General features: G+C 71.0%; 25 protein-coding genes. 19 read left to right on the top strand and 6 right to left on the bottom strand.

The genetic code is table 11. From position 1 onward, the window contains the following. Positions 1 to 34: 34 nt before the first annotated feature. The 3 genes from ACIQJT_RS13340 to ACIQJT_RS13330 all read left to right on the top strand — a co-directional run bounded on the left by ACIQJT_RS13340 (position 35) and on the right by ACIQJT_RS13330 (position 2,310). Entirely contained in the window at positions 35 to 367 is a 333-nt protein-coding gene (locus ACIQJT_RS13340) for a hypothetical protein (protein WP_365462367.1), read from the top strand. Positions 368 to 471: 104 nt separating this feature from the next. Further along, a complete protein-coding gene (locus ACIQJT_RS13335) occupies positions 472 to 1,578 on the top strand; it encodes an amidohydrolase family protein (protein WP_053847438.1) in 1,107 nt (368 codons plus the stop codon). 18 nt (positions 1,579 to 1,596) lie between these two features. After that, complete coding sequence (locus ACIQJT_RS13330; RefSeq protein WP_402642897.1) at positions 1,597 to 2,310, top strand: nucleotidyltransferase domain-containing protein; 714 nt, start codon at positions 1,597 to 1,599, stop codon at positions 2,308 to 2,310. Here ACIQJT_RS13330 and ACIQJT_RS13325 read toward each other — a convergent pair. The 4 genes from ACIQJT_RS13325 to ACIQJT_RS13310 form a co-directional block, all read right to left on the bottom strand. After that, entirely contained in the window at positions 2,268 to 3,287 is a 1,020-nt protein-coding gene (locus tag ACIQJT_RS13325) for a heme A synthase (RefSeq protein WP_402642894.1), read from the bottom strand. The genes ACIQJT_RS13330 and ACIQJT_RS13325 overlap by 43 nt on opposite strands. A 49-nt stretch (positions 3,288 to 3,336) precedes the next feature. After that, positions 3,337 to 4,107, bottom strand: a complete 771-nt coding sequence (locus tag ACIQJT_RS13320) for an ABC transporter permease (RefSeq protein WP_402642892.1) — start codon at positions 4,105 to 4,107, stop codon at positions 3,337 to 3,339. Further along, complete coding sequence (locus ACIQJT_RS13315; protein ID WP_365462360.1) at positions 4,104 to 5,027, bottom strand: ABC transporter ATP-binding protein; 924 nt, start codon at positions 5,025 to 5,027, stop codon at positions 4,104 to 4,106. The genes ACIQJT_RS13320 and ACIQJT_RS13315 overlap by 4 nt, the downstream gene beginning before the upstream one ends. Positions 5,028 to 5,318: 291 nt before the next feature. Next, positions 5,319 to 6,173 (bottom strand): aminoglycoside N(3)-acetyltransferase, encoded by an 855-nt coding sequence (locus ACIQJT_RS13310; protein WP_402642889.1) that lies wholly within the window; start codon positions 6,171 to 6,173, stop codon positions 5,319 to 5,321. A gap of 161 nt (positions 6,174 to 6,334) precedes the next feature. On the opposite strand from ACIQJT_RS13310, the gene ACIQJT_RS13305 reads away from it, so the two are divergent. From ACIQJT_RS13305 to ACIQJT_RS13270, 8 genes are read left to right on the top strand one after another with little or no spacing between them, the layout of a single operon-like run. After that, a complete protein-coding gene (locus ACIQJT_RS13305; protein WP_053847443.1) occupies positions 6,335 to 7,078 on the top strand; it encodes a metalloregulator ArsR/SmtB family transcription factor in 744 nt (247 codons plus the stop codon). Beyond that, positions 7,075 to 8,496, top strand: a complete 1,422-nt coding sequence (gene sufB / locus ACIQJT_RS13300; protein WP_280852203.1) for a Fe-S cluster assembly protein SufB — start codon at positions 7,075 to 7,077, stop codon at positions 8,494 to 8,496. Before ACIQJT_RS13305 ends, sufB begins: the two co-directional genes overlap by 4 nt. Before the next feature lie 56 nt (positions 8,497 to 8,552). After that, a complete protein-coding gene (gene sufD / locus ACIQJT_RS13295; protein ID WP_365462354.1) occupies positions 8,553 to 9,734 on the top strand; it encodes a Fe-S cluster assembly protein SufD in 1,182 nt (393 codons plus the stop codon). Beyond that, on the top strand, positions 9,734 to 10,054 hold the full coding sequence (locus ACIQJT_RS13290) for a non-heme iron oxygenase ferredoxin subunit (protein ID WP_053847446.1): 321 nt from the start codon (positions 9,734 to 9,736) through the stop codon (positions 10,052 to 10,054). The genes sufD and ACIQJT_RS13290 overlap by 1 nt, the downstream gene beginning before the upstream one ends. Positions 10,055 to 10,061: 7 nt before the next feature. Then, positions 10,062 to 10,826, top strand: a complete 765-nt coding sequence (sufC, locus tag ACIQJT_RS13285; RefSeq protein WP_359029635.1) for a Fe-S cluster assembly ATPase SufC — start codon at positions 10,062 to 10,064, stop codon at positions 10,824 to 10,826. Continuing rightward, positions 10,823 to 12,079: a cysteine desulfurase gene (locus ACIQJT_RS13280; protein WP_402642884.1), complete on the top strand. Its 1,257-nt coding sequence runs from the start codon at positions 10,823 to 10,825 to the stop codon at positions 12,077 to 12,079. Before sufC ends, ACIQJT_RS13280 begins: the two co-directional genes overlap by 4 nt. 17 nt (positions 12,080 to 12,096) lie before the next feature. After that, on the top strand, positions 12,097 to 12,567 hold the full coding sequence (gene sufU, locus ACIQJT_RS13275; protein WP_053847449.1) for a Fe-S cluster assembly sulfur transfer protein SufU: 471 nt from the start codon (positions 12,097 to 12,099) through the stop codon (positions 12,565 to 12,567). Beyond that, positions 12,564 to 12,896, top strand: a complete 333-nt coding sequence (locus ACIQJT_RS13270; RefSeq protein ID WP_037708299.1) for a metal-sulfur cluster assembly factor — start codon at positions 12,564 to 12,566, stop codon at positions 12,894 to 12,896. Before sufU ends, ACIQJT_RS13270 begins: the two co-directional genes overlap by 4 nt. A gap of 66 nt (positions 12,897 to 12,962) precedes the next feature. On the opposite strand, the gene ACIQJT_RS13265 is transcribed toward ACIQJT_RS13270, so the two are convergent. Then, a complete protein-coding gene (locus ACIQJT_RS13265; protein ID WP_402642881.1) occupies positions 12,963 to 13,778 on the bottom strand; it encodes an AbfB domain-containing protein in 816 nt (271 codons plus the stop codon). A gap of 335 nt (positions 13,779 to 14,113) precedes the next feature. Between ACIQJT_RS13265 and ACIQJT_RS13260 the strand changes: the two genes are divergently transcribed. From ACIQJT_RS13260 to ACIQJT_RS13235, 6 genes are all read left to right on the top strand, one after another. Next, a complete protein-coding gene (locus ACIQJT_RS13260) occupies positions 14,114 to 14,434 on the top strand; it encodes a DMT family transporter (RefSeq protein ID WP_402642878.1) in 321 nt (106 codons plus the stop codon). After that, complete coding sequence (locus ACIQJT_RS13255; protein ID WP_402642876.1) at positions 14,434 to 14,979, top strand: TetR/AcrR family transcriptional regulator; 546 nt, start codon at positions 14,434 to 14,436, stop codon at positions 14,977 to 14,979. The genes ACIQJT_RS13260 and ACIQJT_RS13255 overlap by 1 nt, the downstream gene beginning before the upstream one ends. A gap of 581 nt (positions 14,980 to 15,560) precedes the next feature. Continuing rightward, the gene (dapD, locus tag ACIQJT_RS13250) at positions 15,561 to 16,550 is read left to right on the top strand and encodes a 2,3,4,5-tetrahydropyridine-2,6-dicarboxylate N-succinyltransferase (protein WP_365462344.1); all 990 of its coding nucleotides are present in this window, start codon (positions 15,561 to 15,563) and stop codon (positions 16,548 to 16,550) included. A 114-nt stretch (positions 16,551 to 16,664) separates the two neighbouring features. Further along, positions 16,665 to 16,880, top strand: coding sequence for a hypothetical protein (locus tag ACIQJT_RS13245; protein WP_402642873.1), 216 nt, complete (start codon positions 16,665 to 16,667; stop codon positions 16,878 to 16,880). Between the two features lie 143 nt (positions 16,881 to 17,023). Then, a complete protein-coding gene (locus ACIQJT_RS13240) occupies positions 17,024 to 17,593 on the top strand; it encodes a SigE family RNA polymerase sigma factor (RefSeq protein WP_365462340.1) in 570 nt (189 codons plus the stop codon). Further along, the gene (locus ACIQJT_RS13235) at positions 17,590 to 18,804 is read left to right on the top strand and encodes a WD40 repeat domain-containing protein (protein ID WP_402642871.1); all 1,215 of its coding nucleotides are present in this window, start codon (positions 17,590 to 17,592) and stop codon (positions 18,802 to 18,804) included. Before ACIQJT_RS13240 ends, ACIQJT_RS13235 begins: the two co-directional genes overlap by 4 nt. Here ACIQJT_RS13235 and dapA read toward each other — a convergent pair whose 3' ends face one another. After that, entirely contained in the window at positions 18,805 to 19,698 is an 894-nt protein-coding gene (gene dapA / locus ACIQJT_RS13230; RefSeq protein WP_365462336.1) for a 4-hydroxy-tetrahydrodipicolinate synthase, read from the bottom strand. It abuts the gene before it with no gap. 152 nt (positions 19,699 to 19,850) lie between these two features. On the opposite strand from dapA, the gene ACIQJT_RS13225 reads away from it, so the two are divergent. Both ACIQJT_RS13225 and ACIQJT_RS13220 read left to right on the top strand, forming a co-directional pair. Further along, on the top strand, positions 19,851 to 19,979 hold the full coding sequence (locus ACIQJT_RS13225) for a hypothetical protein (protein ID WP_272920813.1): 129 nt from the start codon (positions 19,851 to 19,853) through the stop codon (positions 19,977 to 19,979). Further along, complete coding sequence (locus ACIQJT_RS13220; RefSeq protein ID WP_365462334.1) at positions 19,976 to 20,671, top strand: hypothetical protein; 696 nt, start codon at positions 19,976 to 19,978, stop codon at positions 20,669 to 20,671. Before ACIQJT_RS13225 ends, ACIQJT_RS13220 begins: the two co-directional genes overlap by 4 nt. The last annotated feature ends 35 nt before the right edge of the window (positions 20,672 to 20,706 follow it).

Raw genomic sequence — 20,706 nt, 5'->3', positions numbered from 1 at the left:
GCCGTCCCCTCTACTCGTCGGTAGCATCCTGGTCATGGCAGACACGCAGCAGGTTGACGCGAAGGCCGAGCGCAAGGTCGCCCGGCTCGCCAGGCGGATCAGCGCCTTCTCCAAGGAGCACGGCGGCGCCGAGGGCCAGCTCGCCAACATCGGCGAGCGCGGCACCCGGATCGTCCTCGTCGGCGAGGACGGCGGCTGGGGCGACCTGGTGGCCCCCTCGTACGAGATCGCCGAGAAGGCCGTCGAGAAGTCCGGCCTCACCGTGCACGAGGAGTTCGACGGCGAGTTCGCGGCCAAGGTGAAGACCGGGCCGTACGAGTGGAGCCGGATGGCGGGCATCCAGGTCGGCGGTCCCTCGAACGGCTGAGATCCGTCGGCCTTCCCCCCGGGGTGTGCGACACCAACACCTGAAGCCCGGTTCACCCGTTAGGACCTGTGAGAGCGACACGGTCCACGACACGGGGAGCCCGGATGATCGAAACGCCGTCCCTCGTGGACCAGTACTGCCACGGCGTACTGAGGACGGAGCTGGGTCTCGGCACCTTCGAGGCCCAGCTCGCCCGCACCGAGGGGCCGCCCGCCCCGGGGACCACGCTGTTCGACACCCAGACCGGTTTCGCCGTACGGCGCTGGTGCCCGCCCCTGCTCGGCCTGGAACCGCACTGCCCGCCCGCCCGCTATCTGGCCCGGCGCCGTGAGCTCGGGGTGCTGGAGGCGGGCCGCAGGCTGCTGCGCGGCAGCGGCATCACCACCTACCTCATCGACACCGGACTGCCCGGCGACCTCACAGGACCCACCGAGCTGGCCTCCGCCGCATCCGCGGAGACCCGCGAGATCGTCCGCCTGGAGCTCCTCGCCGAACAGGTCGCCGACACCTCGGGCACCGTCGAGTCCTTCCTCGCCAACCTCGCCGAGTCGGTGCACGGAGCCGCCGCGAACGCCGTCGCCTTCACCTCGGTGGCGGGCGTACGGCACGGGCTCGCGCTCGCACCCGAGCCGCCCGGGCCCGGAGAGGTGCGGGGCGCGGCGGGCCGCTGGCTGGCGGGCCGCCGGGTGGGCGGCGAGCTGTCCGACCCCGTGCTCCTGCGGCACCTGCTGTGGATCGCGGCCGCCTCCGGCCTGCCCCTCCAACTGCACGCCGGGCTCGGCGAACCGGGACTGCGCATCGACCGCACCGACCCCGTCCTGCTCACCGACTTCGTGCGCGCCACCGCGGGTCTCGGCACCGACATCGTCCTGCTGCACAGCTACCCCTACCACCGGCACGCCGCCCATCTCGCAGGTGTCTTCCCGCACGTCTACACCGACTCGGGCGCCGCCCTCGTGCGGACCGGCGCCCGCGCGGCGACCGTCCTCGCGGAGATCCTGGAACTGGCACCCTTCGGCAAGATCGTCTTCTCCAGCGGGGCCCACAGCCTGCCCGAACTGCATGTGGTGGGGGCCCGCCTGTTCCGTGAGGCGCTGGCCCGGGTGCTGGGCGGCTGGGTCGCCGAGGGGGCCTGGTCGCTGGCGGACGCCCAGCGGGTGGCCGGGCTGATCGCGGCGGGGAACGCGCGCAGGGTGTACGGGCTGGAGTGAGCTGTACAGGATGGGCCCATGCAGACCGACGCCTTGCTGGACCGCTTCCTCGCCGACCTGGCTCCGCTCGCCCCCGTCGCCGTGTGGGCCCACGGCTCACTGGCCGGCGGCGACTACCAGGAGGGCCGCAGCGACCTGGACCTGATCGCCGTGCTCCCCTCGGTCACGCCCCGCACGGTGTGGCGGCTGGCGAAGCTGCACGCGCGACTGCGGGCCGAGCCGCTGTCCGCGCAGCTCCACTGCACCTATCTGACGCCGTCGGCCGACCTGGACCGCCGGCACCTCACCTGGGCCCACGAGGAGCTGTTCAGGCGGCCGGTCTCCCCGGTGACCCGGCGCGAACTGCACTCCTTCGGGCGGGTGCTGCACGGGAAGCCGCCCGCGGACCTGCTGGAGCCGGTCCCGGACCGGGAACTGACCGACTTCGTGATCCGTGACCAGCGTGACTTCTGGCGGCCGGCCCTCGACAACGCGGCGCTGTGGCACCGGGACGTGTGGGTCGACCTGGGGCTGCTGACGTTCGCCCGCGCGACCGTGACCGTGCGCGAGGGCCGGCTGATCTCGAAGCGCGAGGCGCTGGACCTGCTGCCCAGGCTCGGGGCGCCCGAGGAGGTCGTCGCGGACGTGCGGGGGCGCCGCTACGGCACACCGGGGCCCGCGGTGGCGAACAGGGCGGAGCTGACCCGCGGCTACCTGGGCCCGGCGATCGACGAGCTGGTGGCCGCGTACTGAGCCGGCACCTCGGGCAGCTCGTCCTCGGGCCGCTCCCGCAGGGCCAGCAGGACACGCAGCACGCCGATCCACACCAGGGCCGAGCCGAGCATGTGCAGGCCGACCAGGAACTCGGGCAGGTCGGTGAAGTACTGGACGTAACCGATGACGCCCTGGGAGAGGAGGATCAGGAAGAGGTCGCGGGTGCGGTGCAGGGGGCCCCTGGGGGCGTCGACCGCCTTGAGGATGAACCACAGGGCGAAGGTCAGCGACACCACGATCCAGGCCAGGACCGCGTGCACCTTGCTCACGGTCTCCCAGTCCAGCGGCATCCGCTCGACCTCGCTGGAGTCACCGGCGTGCGGTCCGGCGCCCGTCACCACGGTGCCGACGAGGATCAGCAGGGCGGCGGCCGCGACCATGAACCACACGAGCTGCTGCACCGGCTTGCCGACCAGCGGGCGGGGTGCCGTGTCGCCCTCGCGGGTGCGCTGCCACATCACCGCGGCGACCGTGATCAGGGCCGTCGTCGCCACGAAGTGGGCCGCGACCGTGTACGGGTTGAGGCCGACCAGGACGACGATGCCGCCGAGGATCGCGTTGCTCATCACGATCCAGAACTGCGCCCAGCCCAGCCGGGTCAGGCTGCGCCGGCGCGGCTTCTCGCTGCGGGCCGCGACGATGGCCCAGCCGACGGCCGCGCACAGCACGTACGTCAGCATCCGGTTGCCGAACTCGATCGCTCCGTGGAAACCCATCGCGCTGGTCGCGGTCAGCGAGTCGTCCGTGCACTTGGGCCACGTCGGGCACCCGAGTCCCGACCCGGTCAGCCGCACCGCCCCGCCGGTGACCACGATGACCACCGCCATGACGAGCGCGGAGAGAGCGGCCCGCTGAACCGTCCGGGGGTTCGGGGTCCAGCGTGCGGCGATGAAGGCGAGCGGGTTGCGGACGGCCGCTACGGCGTCGGCGCGGGTCAGGTTCGGCACGCCTTCCATCGTAGGGGGCCCGCTTGTGCACGCTTTCACGAGGGCCCCGGTCCCGTGCCTACTCCCAGCGGAAGAAGCGCCCCGCGGCGGCCAGACCGGCCGCGGCCCACACCGCGAGGATCCCCAGGTCGCCCCAGGGAATCCCGGCGCCGTGCTGGAGCACGTCCCGCAGGCCGTCCGACAGGGCCGTGATCGGGAGCAGGCTCAGGATGTCCTGGGTGGCCGGGGAGAACTGGTCCAGCGGGACGATGACCCCGCCGAAGACCAGGAGGAGCAGGAAGACCAGGTTGGCCGCGGCCAGGGTGGCCTCCGCCTTGAGGGTGCCGGCCATGAGGAGGCCCAGGCCCGAGAAGGCCGCGGTGCCGAGGATCAGGAGCAGGAGGACCGTGAAGGGGTTTCCCTGCGGAGACCAGCCCAGGGCGAAGGCGATCACCGTCAGCAGGATCACCTGGAGGATCTCCGTCACCAGGACCGACGCCGTCTTCGCCGTCATCAGGGCCCAGCGGGGGAGCGGGGAGGACGCCAGGCGCTTCAGGACGCCGTAGCGGCGTTCGAAGCCGGTCGCGATGGCCTGGCCCGTGAAGGCCGTCGACATGACCGCGAGGGCCAGGACGCCGGGGGTCAGGAAGTCCACCGCCTTGTCCGTGCCGGTGTCGATGATGTCCACCGAGCTGAACAGGACCAGCACGAGGGTGGGGATCACCACCGTCAGCAGGAGCTGCTCGCCGTTGCGCAGGAGCATCTTCGTCTCCAGGACCGCCTGGGTCGCGATCATGCGTCCCAGGGGCGCCGCGCCCGGCTTCGGGGTGTACATGCCGGTGGCGGTCACGCGCGCAGCTCCTTGCCGGTCAGCTCCAAGAACACGTCTTCCAGGGTGTGGCGTTCCACCGAGATCTTCTCCGGCATCACGCCGTGCTGGGCGCACCAGGACGTCACCGTGGCCAGCAGTTGCGGGTTCACCTTGCCGACCACCCGGTAGGAGCCGGGGGTCAGCTCGGCCGCCGTGCAGTCGGCGGGGAGGGCCTTGAGGAGGGAGCCGACGTCCAGACCGGGGCGGCCGGTGAAGCGCAGGGTGTTCTCCGCGCCGCCGCGGCACAGCTCCTCGGGGCTGCCCTGGGCGATGACCCGGCCGCCGTCGATGATCGCCACGTCGTCGGCGAGCTGCTCGGCCTCGTCCATGTAGTGCGTGGTCAGGACGACCGAGACGCCGTCCGCGCGCAGGTCGCGGACCAGGTCCCAGGTGGCGCGGCGGGCCTGCGGGTCGAGGCCGGCGGTCGGCTCGTCCAGGAACACCAGTTCCGGGCGGCCCACCACGGCCATGGCGAGGGCCAGGCGCTGCTGCTGGCCGCCCGACAGCCTGCGGTACGTCGTCCGGCCGCAGCTCTCCAGACCCAGGCGCTCGATCAGCGCGTCCACGTCCAGCGGGTGCGCGTGCAGTTTCGCCATGTGGCGGAGCATCTCGTCGGCCCGGGCGCCCGAGTACACGCCCCCGGACTGGAGCATCACGCCGATCCGGGGGTGCAGCTCACGGGCCTGGCGCACCGGGTCGAGGCCCAGGACCCGGACCGTGCCGGAGTCCGGCCTGCGGTAGCCCTCGCAGGTCTCCACGGTCGTCGTCTTGCCCGCGCCGTTGGGCCCGAGTACGGCGGTCACGCCCGCGCGGGTCACCAGGTCGAGGCCGTCCACGGCGGTCTTCGTGCCGTACCGCTTCACCAGGGCGTGGACCTGGACCACGGGCTCACTTCGCATGGGCCCGAGTCTAGGTTCGCCGTGCGCCACGCAGACGGGCGGGTGCAGGATCTCCACCGGCGGGAGGATTTCCGGGCCGCCCGGTGATTCAGGCCCGTCACCGGGTTTCGGATGCCGACCGGGCGACTTCGAGACGGCTCGCGGTCCTGGGGACAGGTCCTGGTGTCTTCGGTACCGGTCCGGGCGTCCCGGAGACGGGCCCCGGGATCTCGGGACCGGCCCGGGGCCTTCCGATTCGGTGCGAGATCTCCGAGTCGGCTCGGTGGGGTCGGCCGGGGCGTCAGAACCGGTTCAGTCGGTTCCCAGGCCCTCCCGGGTGCGCCCGAGTCCCTCCCGCGCCGCGAGCGGGACCTCCTCCTCCCGCGAGCGGTGCAGCGGCAGCCAGCGCTCCGCGTACCGCACGGCGTCGGCCACCGGGAACAGCCGGGCGTCGGCGGCGCCCACCCTTCCCCGTACCACGACACCGCTGTCCCGCTCGAAGTCGTGCCCGAGTTCGTCGAAGCGGTCCGAGGTGATCGAGACCTCCGTGACCACCTCCCAGCCGTCCGGTCCCGGGCGGCCGACCTTCATCAGCGGGGCGGGGACGCGGTACTCGGCGAGATGGAAGCTCGTGCAGGTGTCGTAGCCCGCGCCGAGGAGCAGCACGCGCGCGTGGAGGGCCTCCAGCCTGGCCAGGGGGCTGCGCTCGCCCAGGCGGCAGTCGGGGGCGTGGCCGTCCAGCACCGCACGCGCGCGGGGGCCTGTCGCCGCGAAGGAGGTCTGCGGGTGCGCGCTGCGCAGGGCGCCGGGCCAGGTGCGGACGGTCTCGGGGATGACGCCGACCCCGCGCGAGGGCGTGACGAGGGGGTCGTAGGCGGGCATGGTCGCCCGGATCGTGTCCCACCACTCCTCGGGCACCGGGGGGTTGCTCCACACCGCCGGGTCCGAGAGGTCGCCGGTCTGGGTGGGGACCACGAGCGTGCCGTCCGGGCCGAGGGCGTCCAGGAGTCCCTGGACCACCGCGACCGGGCCTCCGCAGACCCAGCCGAGGGAGCTCAGGGAGGAGTGCACGAGCAGGGTCTCGCCGCTGGTGACACCCAGCTCGCGCAGTTGCCCGGCGAGGGTGTCGCGCGTGACAAGTGGGCCGGTGGGAGGTGGTGTCGGCATGGTTCGGGAGTGTCCCTGACAGGACCACCGGACGCCACCGGTTTGATCGATCAAAGATCGTTTTCCCAGGTCAGGTTAGGGGTGCCTAAGTGACGCAGGGCACCGTCCGTCGGAGCGGACGCGGCTTGCCCGGTCCTGAGGAATTACGCAACAATGGCGTTGTGAAAAACGTCGGCGAGGCTCGGGAGACCCCCACGGGGGCCCCTCAGGAGGAGCTCGCGACCGGTGAGCGGTCCACCCGCAACCGCGTCGCGCGATCCATCCTGGACCACGGCCCGTCGACCGTCGCCGAGCTGGCCGGACGGCTGGGGCTCACCCAGGCGGCCGTACGACGCCACCTGGACGCGCTGGTGGCCGACGAGGTGGTCGAGGCGCGCGAGCAGCGGGTCTACGGCGCGCGGACGCGCGGCCGTCCCGCCAAGGTCTTCGCGCTCACCGACTGCGGCCGGGACGCCTTCGACCAGTCCTACGACAAGCTCGCCGCGGACGCCCTGCGCTGGATCCAGGAGCGCTTCGGCGGGGACGAGGCGGTCGTCGCCTTCGCGCGCGCGAGGATCGCCGCGCAGGCCGAGGTCTACCGCAAGGCCGTCGAGTCCGCCGCCCCCGAGGAGCGCACCGAAGCCCTGGCCAAGGCCCTGAGCGCGGACGGGTACGCTGCTACGGCGCGCAGCGCACCGGTCGGCGAGCAGCTCTGCCAGCACCACTGCCCGGTGGCCCACGTCGCGGAGAAGTTCCCCCAGCTCTGTGAGGCGGAGACCGAGATCTTCTCCCAGCTGCTGGGAACCCATGTCCAGCGACTGGCGACCATCGCGCACGGCGACGGCGTCTGCACGACGTTCATCCCCAAGATTTCCCACACCACTCATCACGCATCTGCAAGCACGGCCGGGAGGAACCCCGCATGACTCTCCCCACGGAGACTGCCCACCCTGAGCTCGAGGGCCTGGGCAAGTACGAATACGGCTGGGCCGACTCCGACGAAGCCGGCGCCTCTGCGAAGCGCGGTCTGAGCGAGGAAGTCGTGCGCGACATCTCCGCGAAGAAGAACGAGCCGGAGTGGATGACCAAGCTCCGGCTCAAGGGTCTGCGCCTCTTCGACAAGAAGCCCATGCCGAACTGGGGCTCGGACCTGTCGGGCATCGACTTCGACAACATCAAGTACTTCGTGCGCTCCACGGAGAAGCAGGCGGAGTCCTGGGAGGACCTGCCCGAGGACATCAAGAACACGTACGACAAGCTCGGCATCCCCGAGGCGGAGAAGCAGCGCCTCGTCGCCGGTGTCGCGGCCCAGTACGAGTCCGAGGTCGTCTACCACCAGATCCGCGAGGACCTGGAGGAGCAGGGCGTCATCTTCCTCGACACCGACACCGCCCTGAAGGAGCACCCCGAGCTCTTCAAGGAGTACTTCGGCACCGTCATCCCGGTCGGCGACAACAAGTTCGCGTCGCTGAACACCGCGGTGTGGTCCGGCGGTTCCTTCATCTACGTGCCGAAGGGCGTGCACGTGGAGATCCCGCTCCAGGCCTACTTCCGGATCAACACCGAGAACATGGGCCAGTTCGAGCGGACGCTGATCATCGTCGACGAGGACGCCTACGTCCACTACGTCGAGGGCTGCACGGCCCCGATCTACAAGTCGGACTCCCTGCACTCCGCGGTCGTCGAGATCATCGTGAAGAAGGGCGCCCGCTGCCGCTACACGACCATCCAGAACTGGTCGAACAACGTCTACAACCTGGTCACCAAGCGCGCCGTGGCGTACGAGGGCGCGACCATGGAGTGGATCGACGGCAACATCGGCTCCAAGGTCACCATGAAGTACCCGGCCGTCTACCTGATGGGTGAGCACGCCAAGGGCGAGACCCTGTCCATCGCCTTCGCGGGCGAGGGCCAGCACCAGGACGCCGGCTCCAAGATGGTCCACATGGCGCCGAACACCTCCTCCAACATCGTCTCCAAGTCGGTGGCTCGCGGCGGCGGCCGTACGTCCTACCGCGGTCTCGTCGAGATCGGCGAGGGCGCGCACGGCTCCAAGTCGAACGTGCTGTGCGACGCGCTGCTCGTCGACACCATCTCCCGCTCCGACACGTACCCCTACGTGGACGTCCGCGAGGACGACGTGTCCATGGGCCACGAGGCGACCGTCTCCAAGGTCTCCGAGGACCAGCTCTTCTACCTGATGAGCCGTGGTCTCTCCGAGTTCGAGGCGATGGCCATGATCGTGCGCGGCTTCGTCGAGCCCATCGCGAAGGAGCTGCCGATGGAGTACGCCCTCGAACTCAACCGGCTGATCGAGCTGCAGATGGAAGGCGCGGTCGGCTGACCCGCCTCCTGAAGCCCGAAGATTTCTTGACGTAGGAAGAGAGCAGACCGACAGCCATGGCTGAGGCTCAGAACATCCCCGTGGGCTCCACCACCGCGGGCCAGATCGCGGTGGCCGCCGAGTCGACCGTCGCCACGCGCATGAGCGCGCCCCCGTCCTTCGACGTCGCGGACTTCCCGGTCCCGCACGGCCGCGAGGAGGAGTGGCGGTTCACCCCGCTGGAGCGCCTGCGCGGGCTGCACGACGGCACCGCGGTCGCCACCGGCGCGGGCGTGACGGTGGACGTGCAGGCCCCCGAGGGCGTCACCGTCGAGACCGTCGGCCGTGACGACGCCCGGATCGGCAGGGCGGGCACCCCGGTGGACCGCGTCGCCGCCCAGGCGTACTCGTCGTTCGAGAAGGCCGGCGTGGTCACCGTCCCCAAGGAGACGGTCCTCACCGAGCCGATCCGCATCGCCGTGCACGGCGAGGGCGGGGTCCGCTTCGGCCACCAGGTCATCGAGCTCGGAGCCTTCGCCGAGGCCGTCGTCGTCATCGACCACACCGGTGACGCGGTGCTCGCCGCCAACGTCGACTACATCCTGGGCGACGGCGCCAAGCTGACCGTCGTCTCCGTCCAGGACTGGGACGACAAGGCCGTGCACGTGGCCCAGCACAACGCGCTGGTCGGCCGGGACGCGTCCTTCAAGTCGGTCGTCGTCACCTTCGGCGGCGATCTCGTACGGCTGCACCCGCGCGTGTCCTACGCCGGCACCGGCGGCGAGGCCGAGCTGTTCGGGCTGTACTTCACGGACCAGGGCCAGCACCAGGAGCACCGCCTCCTGGTCGACCACAACACCCCGCACTGCAAGTCCAACGTCGTCTACAAGGGCGCGCTCCAGGGCGACGCGGCGCACGCCGTGTGGATCGGCGACGTGCTCATCGAGGCCAAGGCCGAGGGCACCGACACCTACGAGATGAACCGGAACCTCGTCCTCACCGACGGCGCCCGGGTCGACTCCGTGCCGAACCTGGAGATCGAGACCGGCGAGATCGTCGGCGCCGGCCACGCCTCCGCGACCGGCCGCTTCGACGACGAGCAGCTCTTCTACCTGATGGCCCGCGGCATCCCCGCCGACGAGGCCCGGCGTCTGGTGGTCCGCGGCTTCTTCGCCGAACTGGTCCAGCAGATCGGTGTCGACGACATCGAGGAGCGCCTTCTCGTGAAGATCGACGAGGAGCTGGAGGCCACCGTCTGATGGCCGCCTTCGTACGCGCCTGCGGGCTGAGCGAGCTGGAGGAGGACACCCCGAAGCGGGTGGAACTCGACGGCACGCCGGTCTCGGTCGTGCGGACCGAGGGGGAGGTGTTCGCCATCCACGACATCTGCTCCCACGCCAACGTCTCGCTCTCCGAGGGCGAGGTGGAGGACTGCCAGATCGAGTGCTGGCTGCACGGCTCCAGCTTCGACCTGCGCACCGGCAAACCGTCCGGCCTTCCCGCGACACGCCCCGTCCCCGTATACCCCGTAAAGATCGAAGGGGACGACGTGCTCGTCTCCCTCACCCAGGAGTCCTGAGGCACCCATGGCAACGCTTGAAATCCGAGACCTGCACGTCACCGTCGAGGCCGACAACGCCACGAAGGAGATCCTCAAGGGTGTCGACCTGACCGTGAAGCAGGGCGAGACGCACGCCATCATGGGCCCCAACGGCTCCGGCAAGTCGACGCTCGCCTACTCCCTCGCGGGTCACCCCAAGTACACGATCACCGGCGGCACCGTCACCCTAGACGGCGAGGACGTCCTGGAGATGGAGGTCGACGAGCGCGCCCGCGCCGGCCTGTTCCTCGCGATGCAGTACCCGGTCGAGGTCCCGGGTGTCTCCGTGTCGAACTTCCTGCGCACCTCCGCCACCGCCATCCGCGGCGAGGCCCCCAAGCTGCGCACCTGGGTGAAGGAGGTCAAGGAGGCCATGGAGCGCCTCCACATGGACTCCTCCTTCGCCGAGCGCAACGTCAACGAGGGCTTCTCCGGCGGCGAGAAGAAGCGCCACGAGATCCTCCAGCTCGAACTGCTCAAGCCGAAGATCGCGATCCTCGACGAGACGGACTCCGGCCTCGACGTCGACGCGCTGCGGGTCGTCTCCGAGGGCGTCAACCGCGTCCGCGAGACCGGCGAGGTCGGCACCCTGCTGATCACGCACTACACGCGCATCCTGCGCTACATCAAGCCCGACTTCGTCCACGTCTTCTCCGGTGGCCGGATCGTCGAGTCCGGCGGCGCCGAGCTCGCCGACAAGCTGGAGAACGAGGGCTACGAGGCATACACGAAGGGTGGCGTATCCGCGTGACACAGCTGCCGGGCCTCCTCGACACCGAGGCGATCCGCAAGGACTTCCCGATCCTGGACCGTCTGGTCCACGACGACCGGAAGCTCGTGTACCTGGACAACGCGGCGACCTCGCAGAAGCCGCGCCAGGTACTGGACGCCCTGAGCGAGTACTACGAGCGCTACAACGCCAACGTCCACCGCGGTGTGCATGTGCTCGCCGAGGAGGCCACGGCGCTGTACGAGGGCGCGCGCGACAAGGTCGCCGAGTTCATCAACGCGCCCTCGCGCGACGAGGTGATCTTCACCAAGAACGCCTCCGAGTCGCTCAACCTCGTGGCCAACATGCTGGGCTGGGCCGACGAGCCCTACCGCGTGGACTCCGAGACCGAGATCGTCATCACGGAGATGGAGCACCACTCCAACATCGTGCCGTGGCAGCTGCTCGCGCAGCGCACGGGTGCGAAGCTGAAGTGGTTCGGGCTGACCGACGACGGCCGACTCGACCTCTCCAACATCGACGAGGTCATCACGGAGAAGACGAAGATCGTCTCCTTCGTGCTGGTCTCCAACATCCTGGGTACGGTCAACCCGGTCGAGGCGATCATCCGCCGCGCGCAGGAGGTCGGCGCGCTGGTCTGCATCGACGCCTCGCAGGCCGCCCCGCACATGCCGGTGGACGTGCAGGCGCTCCAGGCCGACTTCGTGGCCTTCACCGGCCACAAGATGTGCGGCCCGACGGGCATCGGCGTGCTCTGGGGCCGGCAGGAACTCCTTGAGGACCTGCCCCCGTTCCTCGGCGGCGGCGAGATGATCGAGACCGTGTCGATGCACTCGTCGACGTACGCTCCCGCGCCGCACAAGTTCGAGGCGGGCACCCCGCCGATCGCGCAGGCGGTCGGTCTGGGCGCGGCGATCGACTACCTGAACTCGATCGGCATGGACAAGATCCTCGCCCATGAGCACGCGATCACCGAGTACGCGGTGAAGCGCCTCACGGAGGTCCCCGACCTCAGGATCATCGGCCCGGCCACGGCCGAGGACCGGGGCGCGGCGATCTCCTTCACGCTCGGCGACATCCACCCGCACGACGTGGGCCAGGTCCTCGACGAGCAGGGCATCGCGGTCCGGGTCGGCCACCACTGCGCGCGGCCGGTCTGCCTGCGGTACGGAATTCCCGCGACCACGCGAGCGTCGTTCTATCTGTACTCCACTCCGGCCGAGATCGACGCACTGATCGAGGGCCTGGAGCACGTACGGAACTTCTTCGGCTGACGGGAACGGGCTATCGCATGAAGCTGGACTCGATGTACCAGGAAGTCATCCTGGACCACTACAAGCACCCGCACGGGCGTGGTCTGAGGGATGGCGACGCCGAGGTGCACCACGTGAACCCGACGTGCGGCGACGAGATCACCCTCCGCGTGAAGTACGACGGCACGAGGATCGAGGACGTCTCCTACGAGGGGCAGGGCTGCTCGATCAGCCAGGCCAGCGCGTCCGTCCTGAACGACCTGCTGGTCGGCAAGGACCTGGCCCAGGCGCAGCGGATCCAGGAGACCTTCCTGGAGCTGATGCAGTCCAAGGGCCGGATCGAGCCGGACGACGCGATGGAGGAGGTGCTGGAGGACGCGGTCGCGTTCGCCGGTGTCTCCAAGTACCCGGCCCGGGTCAAGTGCGCCCTCCTCAGCTGGATGGCGTGGAAGGACGCGACGGCCCAGGCGATGGACGCCGGAGCCGACGCCGAAAGGAAGACGGCATGAGCGAGACCGTTGAGATGAAGCCGGCCTCGGAGGAAGAGATCCGCGAGGCGCTGTACGACGTCGTCGACCCCGAACTGGGCATCGACGTCGTCAACCTGGGCCTGATCTACGGCATCCACATCGACGACGCGAACATCGCGACCCTCGACATGACCCTGACCTCGGCGGCCTGTCCGCTGACCGACGTCATCGAGGACCAGGCCAAGTCCGCCACGGACGGCCTCGTCAGCGAGCTGCGCATCAACTGGGTGTGGATGCCGCCGTGGGGCCCGGACAAGATCACGGACGACGGACGCGAGCAGTTGCGGGCGCTCGGGTTCAACGTCTGAGAGACGTGCGGACGGCAAAGCGGCGGCACCTTCGGGTGCCGCCGCTTCCGTGTGTCCGGACGCGGCTCAGGCCAGGCCGCCCACGAGCTGGAACGACGAGTCCGACAGGTACTGCGAGTCGTACTCGAAGCGCTCCAGACGGATCACGAAGTTCCTGTGGCGGAGGAAGGAGCCGGGGTAGTTCACCGACTCCAGCATCTTGGCGCCCGAGTAGGCGGCGTCCCGGGGGCAGAACGTCGCGTCCTGCTCGAAGAGGGAGGAGCCGTCGTCGCGGTCGGCCCGCAGGACGAAGGAGCGGTGGCGCAGGTATCGGCCGTCCTGGGTGGCGAACGAGTAACAGGAGCCGTCCGCCAGGCCCTTGACCTGCTTGAAGGTGGCGTCCTCGCGGGCCTGGGCACCGCTGACCGGGTCCAGGCCCACATAGCCGTCGTCCACGTGCCAGTAGCGGTCGGGGTAGTTGACCGAGCGGACCGAGCGGTAGGCCGCGGGGGGCCGCGGCTTCGACGAACTCGCCCTGGTCGCCGTGGACTTGGGCGGCTTCGGACTCGCCGTGACCGTGACGGTGGGGTCGGCGCCCTGCTGCCGGGGGCTGCCGGGGGTGGGGGACACCGACGAGAGGCCGCTGTCGCCGCGCGGGGCGACGGTCGTCGCGGGCTGCGAGGAGAACGAGATCAGGCCGGACCCCTCGGCCCGCGCGGTCCTCGACGGCTCATCGGCCGGGTGGTCCGTCGCGGCTATCACCGCCACACAGGCGACGATCGTGGCCACCGCCAGCGCCCCGGCGAGATAGAGCCGTCGGGTGCCTGGTGTGCGGGAGGTGTCCAACGTCCAGCCGTTCTCCCAGGGGCGGTCCTGAGGCGGCCGGGACTTGTCTTCGGGCATGCGCTGTTCCTCCGGCGCGGCGCGAGGCGACGTGCCGCTGCTGTGGTGGCGCGGTATGTGAAAGGTGAACCACAAGTGGTTCCGGAGGGAACAGTAGTGGTTACCGGGGGTTGTGAGCAGCCCTTTGAAGCGGCTGGTTTCCACAATTCCGGCGCGGTGGGATGACGGCTTCGTCTCCTCCGGCGGCGGCCGTGGAGCGGGTGGTCACGTCTGCACCGCCTTGTCCTGGATCACCGGGAGCGGGGAACTGCGGACGCCGTGGCCCGGGGGTGGGCCTGGTGACGCGGCGGCCACGGGGCCGTCCCGTGGGGCGGCCGTTATGTACGCTCGTACACATGGGATACCTGCTGCTCGCCGGAGCCATCGCCGCCGAGGTCGGAGCGACCACGGCCATGAAGTACACAGAGGGCTTCAGCCGGCTCGGGCCCTCGCTGCTGACCGTGCTCGGATACGTCCTGTCCTTCCTGCTGCTCGCCCAGACGCTGAAGACGGTGTCGGTCGGCACCGCCTACGCGATCTGGGCCGGTGCGGGCACCGCGGCCATCGCCACCATCGGGATGGTCTTCCTCGGGGAGGGCATGACGGCCACCAAAGCCGCCGGGATCGCGCTGATCATCGTGGGTGTCGTGGTGCTGAACCTAGGCGGGGCGCACTGATGGCCCGCAGGCACGACCCCGAGCGCCGGCAGCGGATCATCGACGCGGCCATCCGGGTCGTCGGGGCGAAGGGGCTCGCCGGGCTGAGCCACCGCAGCGCCGCCGCCGAGGCCGACGTACCGCTCGGGTCGACGACGTACCACTTCCAGAGCCTCGACGAGCTGATGGTCGCCGCGTTGCGCCAGGCCAGCGAGGGCTTCGCCAAGGCGGTCGCGGCGCACGGCGTCCTGGACGACCCGGGCGGTGACCTGGCCGCCGGCCTCGCCCGCGTCCTCGGCGACTGGCTCGCCGGCGACCGCACCGGCGTCGAGCTGGAGTACGAGCTCTACCTCGCCGCCCTGCGTCGCCCGGCCCTGCGTCCGGTCGCCGCCGAATGGGCCGACGAGCTCGCCGAGGGCCTCAGCCGCCGTACGGACCGGGTCACGGCACGAGCGCTGGTCGCGCTGATGGACGGGATCTGTCTCCAGGTGCTGCTGACGGGGGCGCCGTACGACGAGGACTACGCGCGGGAGGTGTTGGCGCGGGTGATCCCGCAGGAGACGTAGGCGAGGCCGGCTCGCCTCCGGCCGGCCCGGGGCGGGCGGCGACGGCGGCCGGCCGGGGTGCGCACGCGCCGCGGGGAGTGCGGCAACCCACCAACCGAGAGGTCGCACGGGTTGGCGTTTCACGTCCCGTGCCGGGGCCGTGCATTGCCCACACGCGCTGTGCATGGGTTCGTGTCCCGCGCCCCGTGTCGGGGCCGCCCATTACCCGGGACGTCTCGCGCACGGGTGCGTGTTTCACGCCCCGCGCCGGGGCCGCCCATCACCCGAGACGCGCTGTGCATGGGTTGGCGTTTCACGTCCCGTGTCGGGGCCGCCCATCGCCCGAGACGTCTCGCCGTACGGGTTCACGTTTCACGCCCCGCGCCGGGGCCGCCCATCACCCGAGCCTGCGCACGGGTTCGTGTTTCACGCGGCGACGGCGGCCGGCCGGGGTGCGCACGTGCTGCGGGGGAGTGCGGCCGCCCATCACCCGAGCCTGCGCACGGGTCCGTGTCTCGCGCCCCGCGCCGGGTTCGCCCATCACCCGAGACGTCCCGTGTACGGGTTCGCGTCCCGCGGCCTGTGCCGGTTAGGTTTCCCTCATGACCGACACGACTGCTCCGCGCACCACCGGCGCCATCGCCGCAGGCCTCGCCACCGTCGCCGCCGACGGAACCGTTCTCGACACCTGGTTCCCCGCTCCCGAGCTCTCCGCCGAACCCGGCCCGGCCGGCACCGAGCGGCTCTCCGCCGACCGGGCCGTGGAACTGCTCGGCGACGGCGCCGCCAAGGCCGTCGGCCCGGACGCCCGCCGCGGCGTCGAGGTGATCGCGGTCCGCACGGTCATCGCCTCCCTCGACGACAAGCCGCTCGACACCCACGACGCCTACCTGCGGCTGCACCTGCTCTCGCACCGCCTGGTCCGGCCGCACGGCCTGAGCCTGGACGGCATCTTCGGTCTCCTGCCCAACGTCGCCTGGACCTCGCTCGGCCCGGTCGCCGTCGACGACATCGAGAAGGTGCGCCTCAACGCCCGCGCCGAGGGCCTGCACCTCGCGGTGACGAGCGTCGACAAGTTCCCGCGCATGACGGACTACGTGGCCCCCAAGGGCGTCCGCATCGCCGACGCCGACCGGGTCCGCCTCGGCGCGCACCTCGCCGCGGGCACCACCGTGATGCACGAGGGCTTCGTCAACTTCAACGCGGGCACGCTCGGCACGTCGATGGTCGAGGGCCGGATCTCCGCCGGTGTCGTGATCGGCGACGGCTCGGACATCGGCGGCGGCGCCTCCACCATGGGCACGCTCTCCGGCGGCGGCAACGTCCGCATCACCATCGGCGAGCGCTGCCTGATCGGCGCCGAGGCGGGCGTCGGCATCGCGCTCGGCGACGAGTGCGTCGTCGAGGCCGGCCTCTACGTCACCGCCGGCACCCGGGTCACCATGCCCGACGGCCAGATCGTCAAGGCCCGCGAGCTGAGCGGCGCCTCGAACATCCTCTTCCGCCGCAACTCGGTCACCGGCACGGTCGAGGCCCGCCCGAACAACGCGGTCTGGGGCGGCCTCAACGACGTCCTGCACAGCCACAACTGAGCCCCCGAAGATCACGTACGGGTTGCTCGGCGTGACCTCGGGGGCGATTCGGCAGATGAACGGGTGGACGCAGAGTCCGATCAGATGCCGGGACGACGAACGAGGGGCCGAGCGATGAGGAACGTACGGACGAGGGCCGTGAAGGGCGGACTGGCCGTGCTGGCCGTGACGTGTCTGCTGCCCGCGGGCAGCGCACACGCCGACGAGACCAACACCGCCTCCCACAACGGCCCCCGGGTCGGCCTGGTCAACATCGGCCAGGTGGACGACCCGATGGAGGACGTCCTGGAGCACCTGCTGCTGATCGGCGACGGGTACTCCTGGAACTGATCCGGGTGACGTGAGTCGCCGTGGAGGACGCATGTCCTTCACGGCGACTTTTTTCGTGGAGGTGGCATAGCGGTGGCCGCCCGCCCGCGTCACAAGGGGCGGAGGGGCGGCGCACAGGCGTCGTCGGGGAAGAGAAGGTGACGATGAATGCCGAAGGGCTGGAGAGTTTCCGGGACTTCGTGGACAGCAGGTCGTCCGCCCTGCTGAGGACCGCGGTGCTGCTGTGCGGAGGGGACCGGCACGCCGGTGAGGACCTGCTGCAGAACGCCCTGGTGAAGGCGGCCGGTCGCTGGCAGAAGATCGACGAGCCGGAGGCCTATGTACGGCAGGTCCTCTACCGTCAGCAGGTCAGCCGCTGGCGGCTGAAGTGGCCCGGCCGGGAGGTCAGCGTCGCCGAGCCGCCCGAACCGCCGGGCACCGGCGAGCCCGGCGCCGACACCGCCGCCGCGGCCGAACTGCGGCTCGTGATGCGCGAGGCCCTGTCCCGGCTCACCGCGCGCCAGCGCACCGTCCTGGTGCTGCGCTACTTCGAGGACCTGCCCGAGGCCGACGTGGCCCGGCTGCTGGGCTGCTCGGTCGGCACCGTGCGCTCGACCACCCACCGTTCGCTGGCCCGGCTGCGCCGGCTGGCTCCCGAACTGGCCGCCCTCGGGCCCGCGGAGGCCGAGCGGTCCGCCGCCCGTGACTACTCGCCCGTGGAGGTGCGTCCGTGAACGTCGACGACATGGTGCGCGACGCCCTGCGCGAGCAGGCCGCAGAACAGCCCCCGGCGGCCGGGGGATTCGCCGACCGGGTGCTCGCCGTCCGGCGCCGCCGCCGCAGCCGCAGGATCGTGGCCGCCGCCGTGACCGCTGTGGTGGTGGCCGTCGGACTGGCGGTGCCGCTGCTGGACTCCGGGAAGGAGGACGTACGGCCCTCGGGCGGCATCGTGACCCCGAAGAAGGTCGAGTCCCACCCCGACCAGTCGCCGCCGCGCGAGAGGATCTCCGTCGGGGGGACGACGCTGGCCGGGTACTTCGTCCCGAGGACGGTGAGGAAGAGCGCGGACACCGCCGTCCTCGAGCGCACCTACTTCCTGCTGAACCCGAAGACCGGCACGTACGCCAGGACCGCGGACTGGTCCTGGGTCGCTGTCGCCCCCGGCGGGAAGACCGCAGCCGTCCTCGAACGCGACCTGCCGACCGCCCGGATCGGCCTGCTCGATCTCACCAGCGGCAGGGTCGAGCGGTGGATCGAGGTCGACCACCGAGTCGGTGGGGTCACCTTCTCCCGCGACGGCCGCAAGCTGGTCGCGACGACGTACAACCAGAACCCAGACCGGCTGGTCAAGATCGAGGGCGACCCCGACTGGAACCAGCCGCGGACGTTCAGCCGCACCGGCTACTTCGTCCTCGACGTGGCCTCCGGGGACGGTGCCTGGACCGAGATCAAGCTCACGGGCGACGCCAAGAACCCGGTGGGCCGCCCCATGCTCAACAGTCGCCAGGACTTCGCCCTCACCGACGACGGCAAATATGTCTGGGAGGGCCGCTTCACGGCACCGGGCTACGTGTTCTATGACCTCTCGGGCAAGAAGGTCGCCGTGCCCGCGGGGTACCGGTACCTGACGTGGTCCGTCGACGCGGGCAGGTCCCCGGACGGCAGGCTCGTGGCCGGCCCCTTCGCGGGTCGGAAGTGGAAGACCTCCTCCTTCGTCTTCGACGCCAGGACCGGTGCGCCCACCGAGGTCCGCGGACAGCGACTGCTCGCCTGGGTGGGCGACAAGCAGCTCATCGCCTGGGACATCGGAAAGGGCGACAGGAACGAGTTCCACAACAGGCTCGTGCTGGTCACCCTCGGCAGCGACAAGGAGGTCCCGCTCAGCGGCTTCCGCGAGGGCGACGACGACGCCGGACGCTGGGAGCCGCTCTTCGCCCAGCCCTGATCAGGCGGCCACGAGGCGTTCGTACTCCGCCAGCAGCCCGTCGGCCGTCCTGCGGTCGGCGGGCCGCAGCGGGGCGCGGACCGGGCCCGCCGGCAGGCCGAGGGCGTGGAGGAGGGCCTTGGCGGTGACCGTGCCGGGCAGGCCCGCCGACATCATCGCCTCGATCAGCGGCGTGGCCCGTTGCTGGAGGCGGGCGGACACGGGGGTGTCGCCCGCCTCGAACAGGTCGAGGATCGCCCGGAGCCGGCCCGGGACCACATTGGCCACCGTGCTGACGTAACCCGCTCCGCCCACCGCGTACAGGGCGAGGATGTGCTCGTCGCAGCCCGCGTAGTAGGCCAGCTCCGTGCGGTCCAGGACCTTCTGGGCGCCGAGGAAGTCGTAGGAACAGTCCTTGACCGCGACGATCCGGGGGTGCTCGGCGAGCCGGATCATGGTCTCCGGTTCGATGCGGGTGCCGGTGCGGCCCGGGATGTCGTAGAGCATGACGGGCAGTCCGCAGGCGTCCGCGATCTCCCGGAAGTGGGCCTCCAGCGCGTCCTGCGGCGGCCTGCTGTAGTACGGGCTGACCACCAGCACCCCGTCCGCTCCCGCCCCTTCGGCGGCGCGGGCCAGCTCCACGGTGTGCCGGGTGTCGAAGGTGCCCACCCCCGCCACCACCGAGGCCCGTCCGTCCACCGCCTCCCGCACCGCCCTCACCAGCGCGGACTTCTCCGCGTCCGTGGTGGTCGGCGACTCACCCGTCGTGCCGGACAGGACGAGCCCGTCGCAGCCCTCCGTCACCAGGTGGTCGGCGAGCGTCTGCGCGCCGTCGAGGTCGAGGGCACCGGCCTCGTCGAAGGGCGTGATCATGGCGCAGAGGGCGCGGCCGAAGGGCGGGGCGGCATGGGTCATAAGCGTAGTCTCGACACGCTAACCGTGAAGCTCCACTTAATTCTCCTACGAGATATCACTAAGGGATGCTGCGAGAAGGCGGTATGTCCAAATCGGGCCCGCATGGGTCACCATGGTCAGGACGGTGCACGACCCCTGGTCCTGGAGGCGTCATGAAGCTCGGCAAGGCACTCGCCACCGGAGTCGCGGAAGAGCGGCCGGAGATCCACGAGGAAGAGCTCGAACTCCCCGAGGAGATCAAGGAACTGAAGGTCCCCGAAGAGGTTCCGGCGGCCCGATGAGGCTGCGGCTTCCGGAGGAACGCCCCGCGGAGCCGCCGACCGGATACAAGATCGCCCACCCGGTGCTGTCCCAGGACGGCACCCGGGCCGGGTTCACCGGTGTGTCGCTCGGCGGCGCGCTGCCGTACGGGGTCCTGGCCGACGCGTCCTGCGTCTACGGCCTGCGGCACCGGGCACCGAACCGCCGCTGCGACTGCGGCTTCCACTGCGTGCACGACCGCGCGGCGGCCGAGGCACTGCTGTGCACGGCCGAGCACCGCACGGCCGTCCTGCTCGACGTCCTGGTCCTCGGCCGCTACCTGCGTTTCGAGCGCGGATTCCGCTACGCCCGCCAGCGGGTGCGGACCGCGACCGTCGGACCCTGCGCCTGCGGCACGGTCGCGGCGGCGCTCGCCGACGCCGACTGGGGCCGGCCCGGCTGGCGGGCCCTGGCCCCCTCCTGCGCGGGCTGCCTGCGCGGACGTACGGCCGTCTCGCTCGCCGGATTCGCCCGGCTGGCCGGGGAGGGGCTGCGGGTGGTGGCACGGCCGGCCGCCGTCCCCGCAGCCGGTGACGCCGGTCTGCCCGAGGGGCTCGGGGTGCCCGAACTCGCCGCCGAGGCAGCCCTGTTGCAGGCCCGGCTCGACTGGTTCCAGAGCCAGTTGGCCCGGCTCGGGCAGCACGGCCCGGACGACGGTCCGCGGTCGGGGTAGCGGGAGCCGGGCCGGGTACCCGGGTGTTCCGACCG

Source organism: Streptomyces sp. NPDC091972 (assembly GCF_044756385.1).
Taxonomy (GTDB): domain Bacteria; phylum Actinomycetota; class Actinomycetes; order Streptomycetales; family Streptomycetaceae; genus Streptomyces.
Note: the sequence above shows the minus strand (reverse complement) of the source record. Positions and strands in the feature narration are given on the sequence as shown.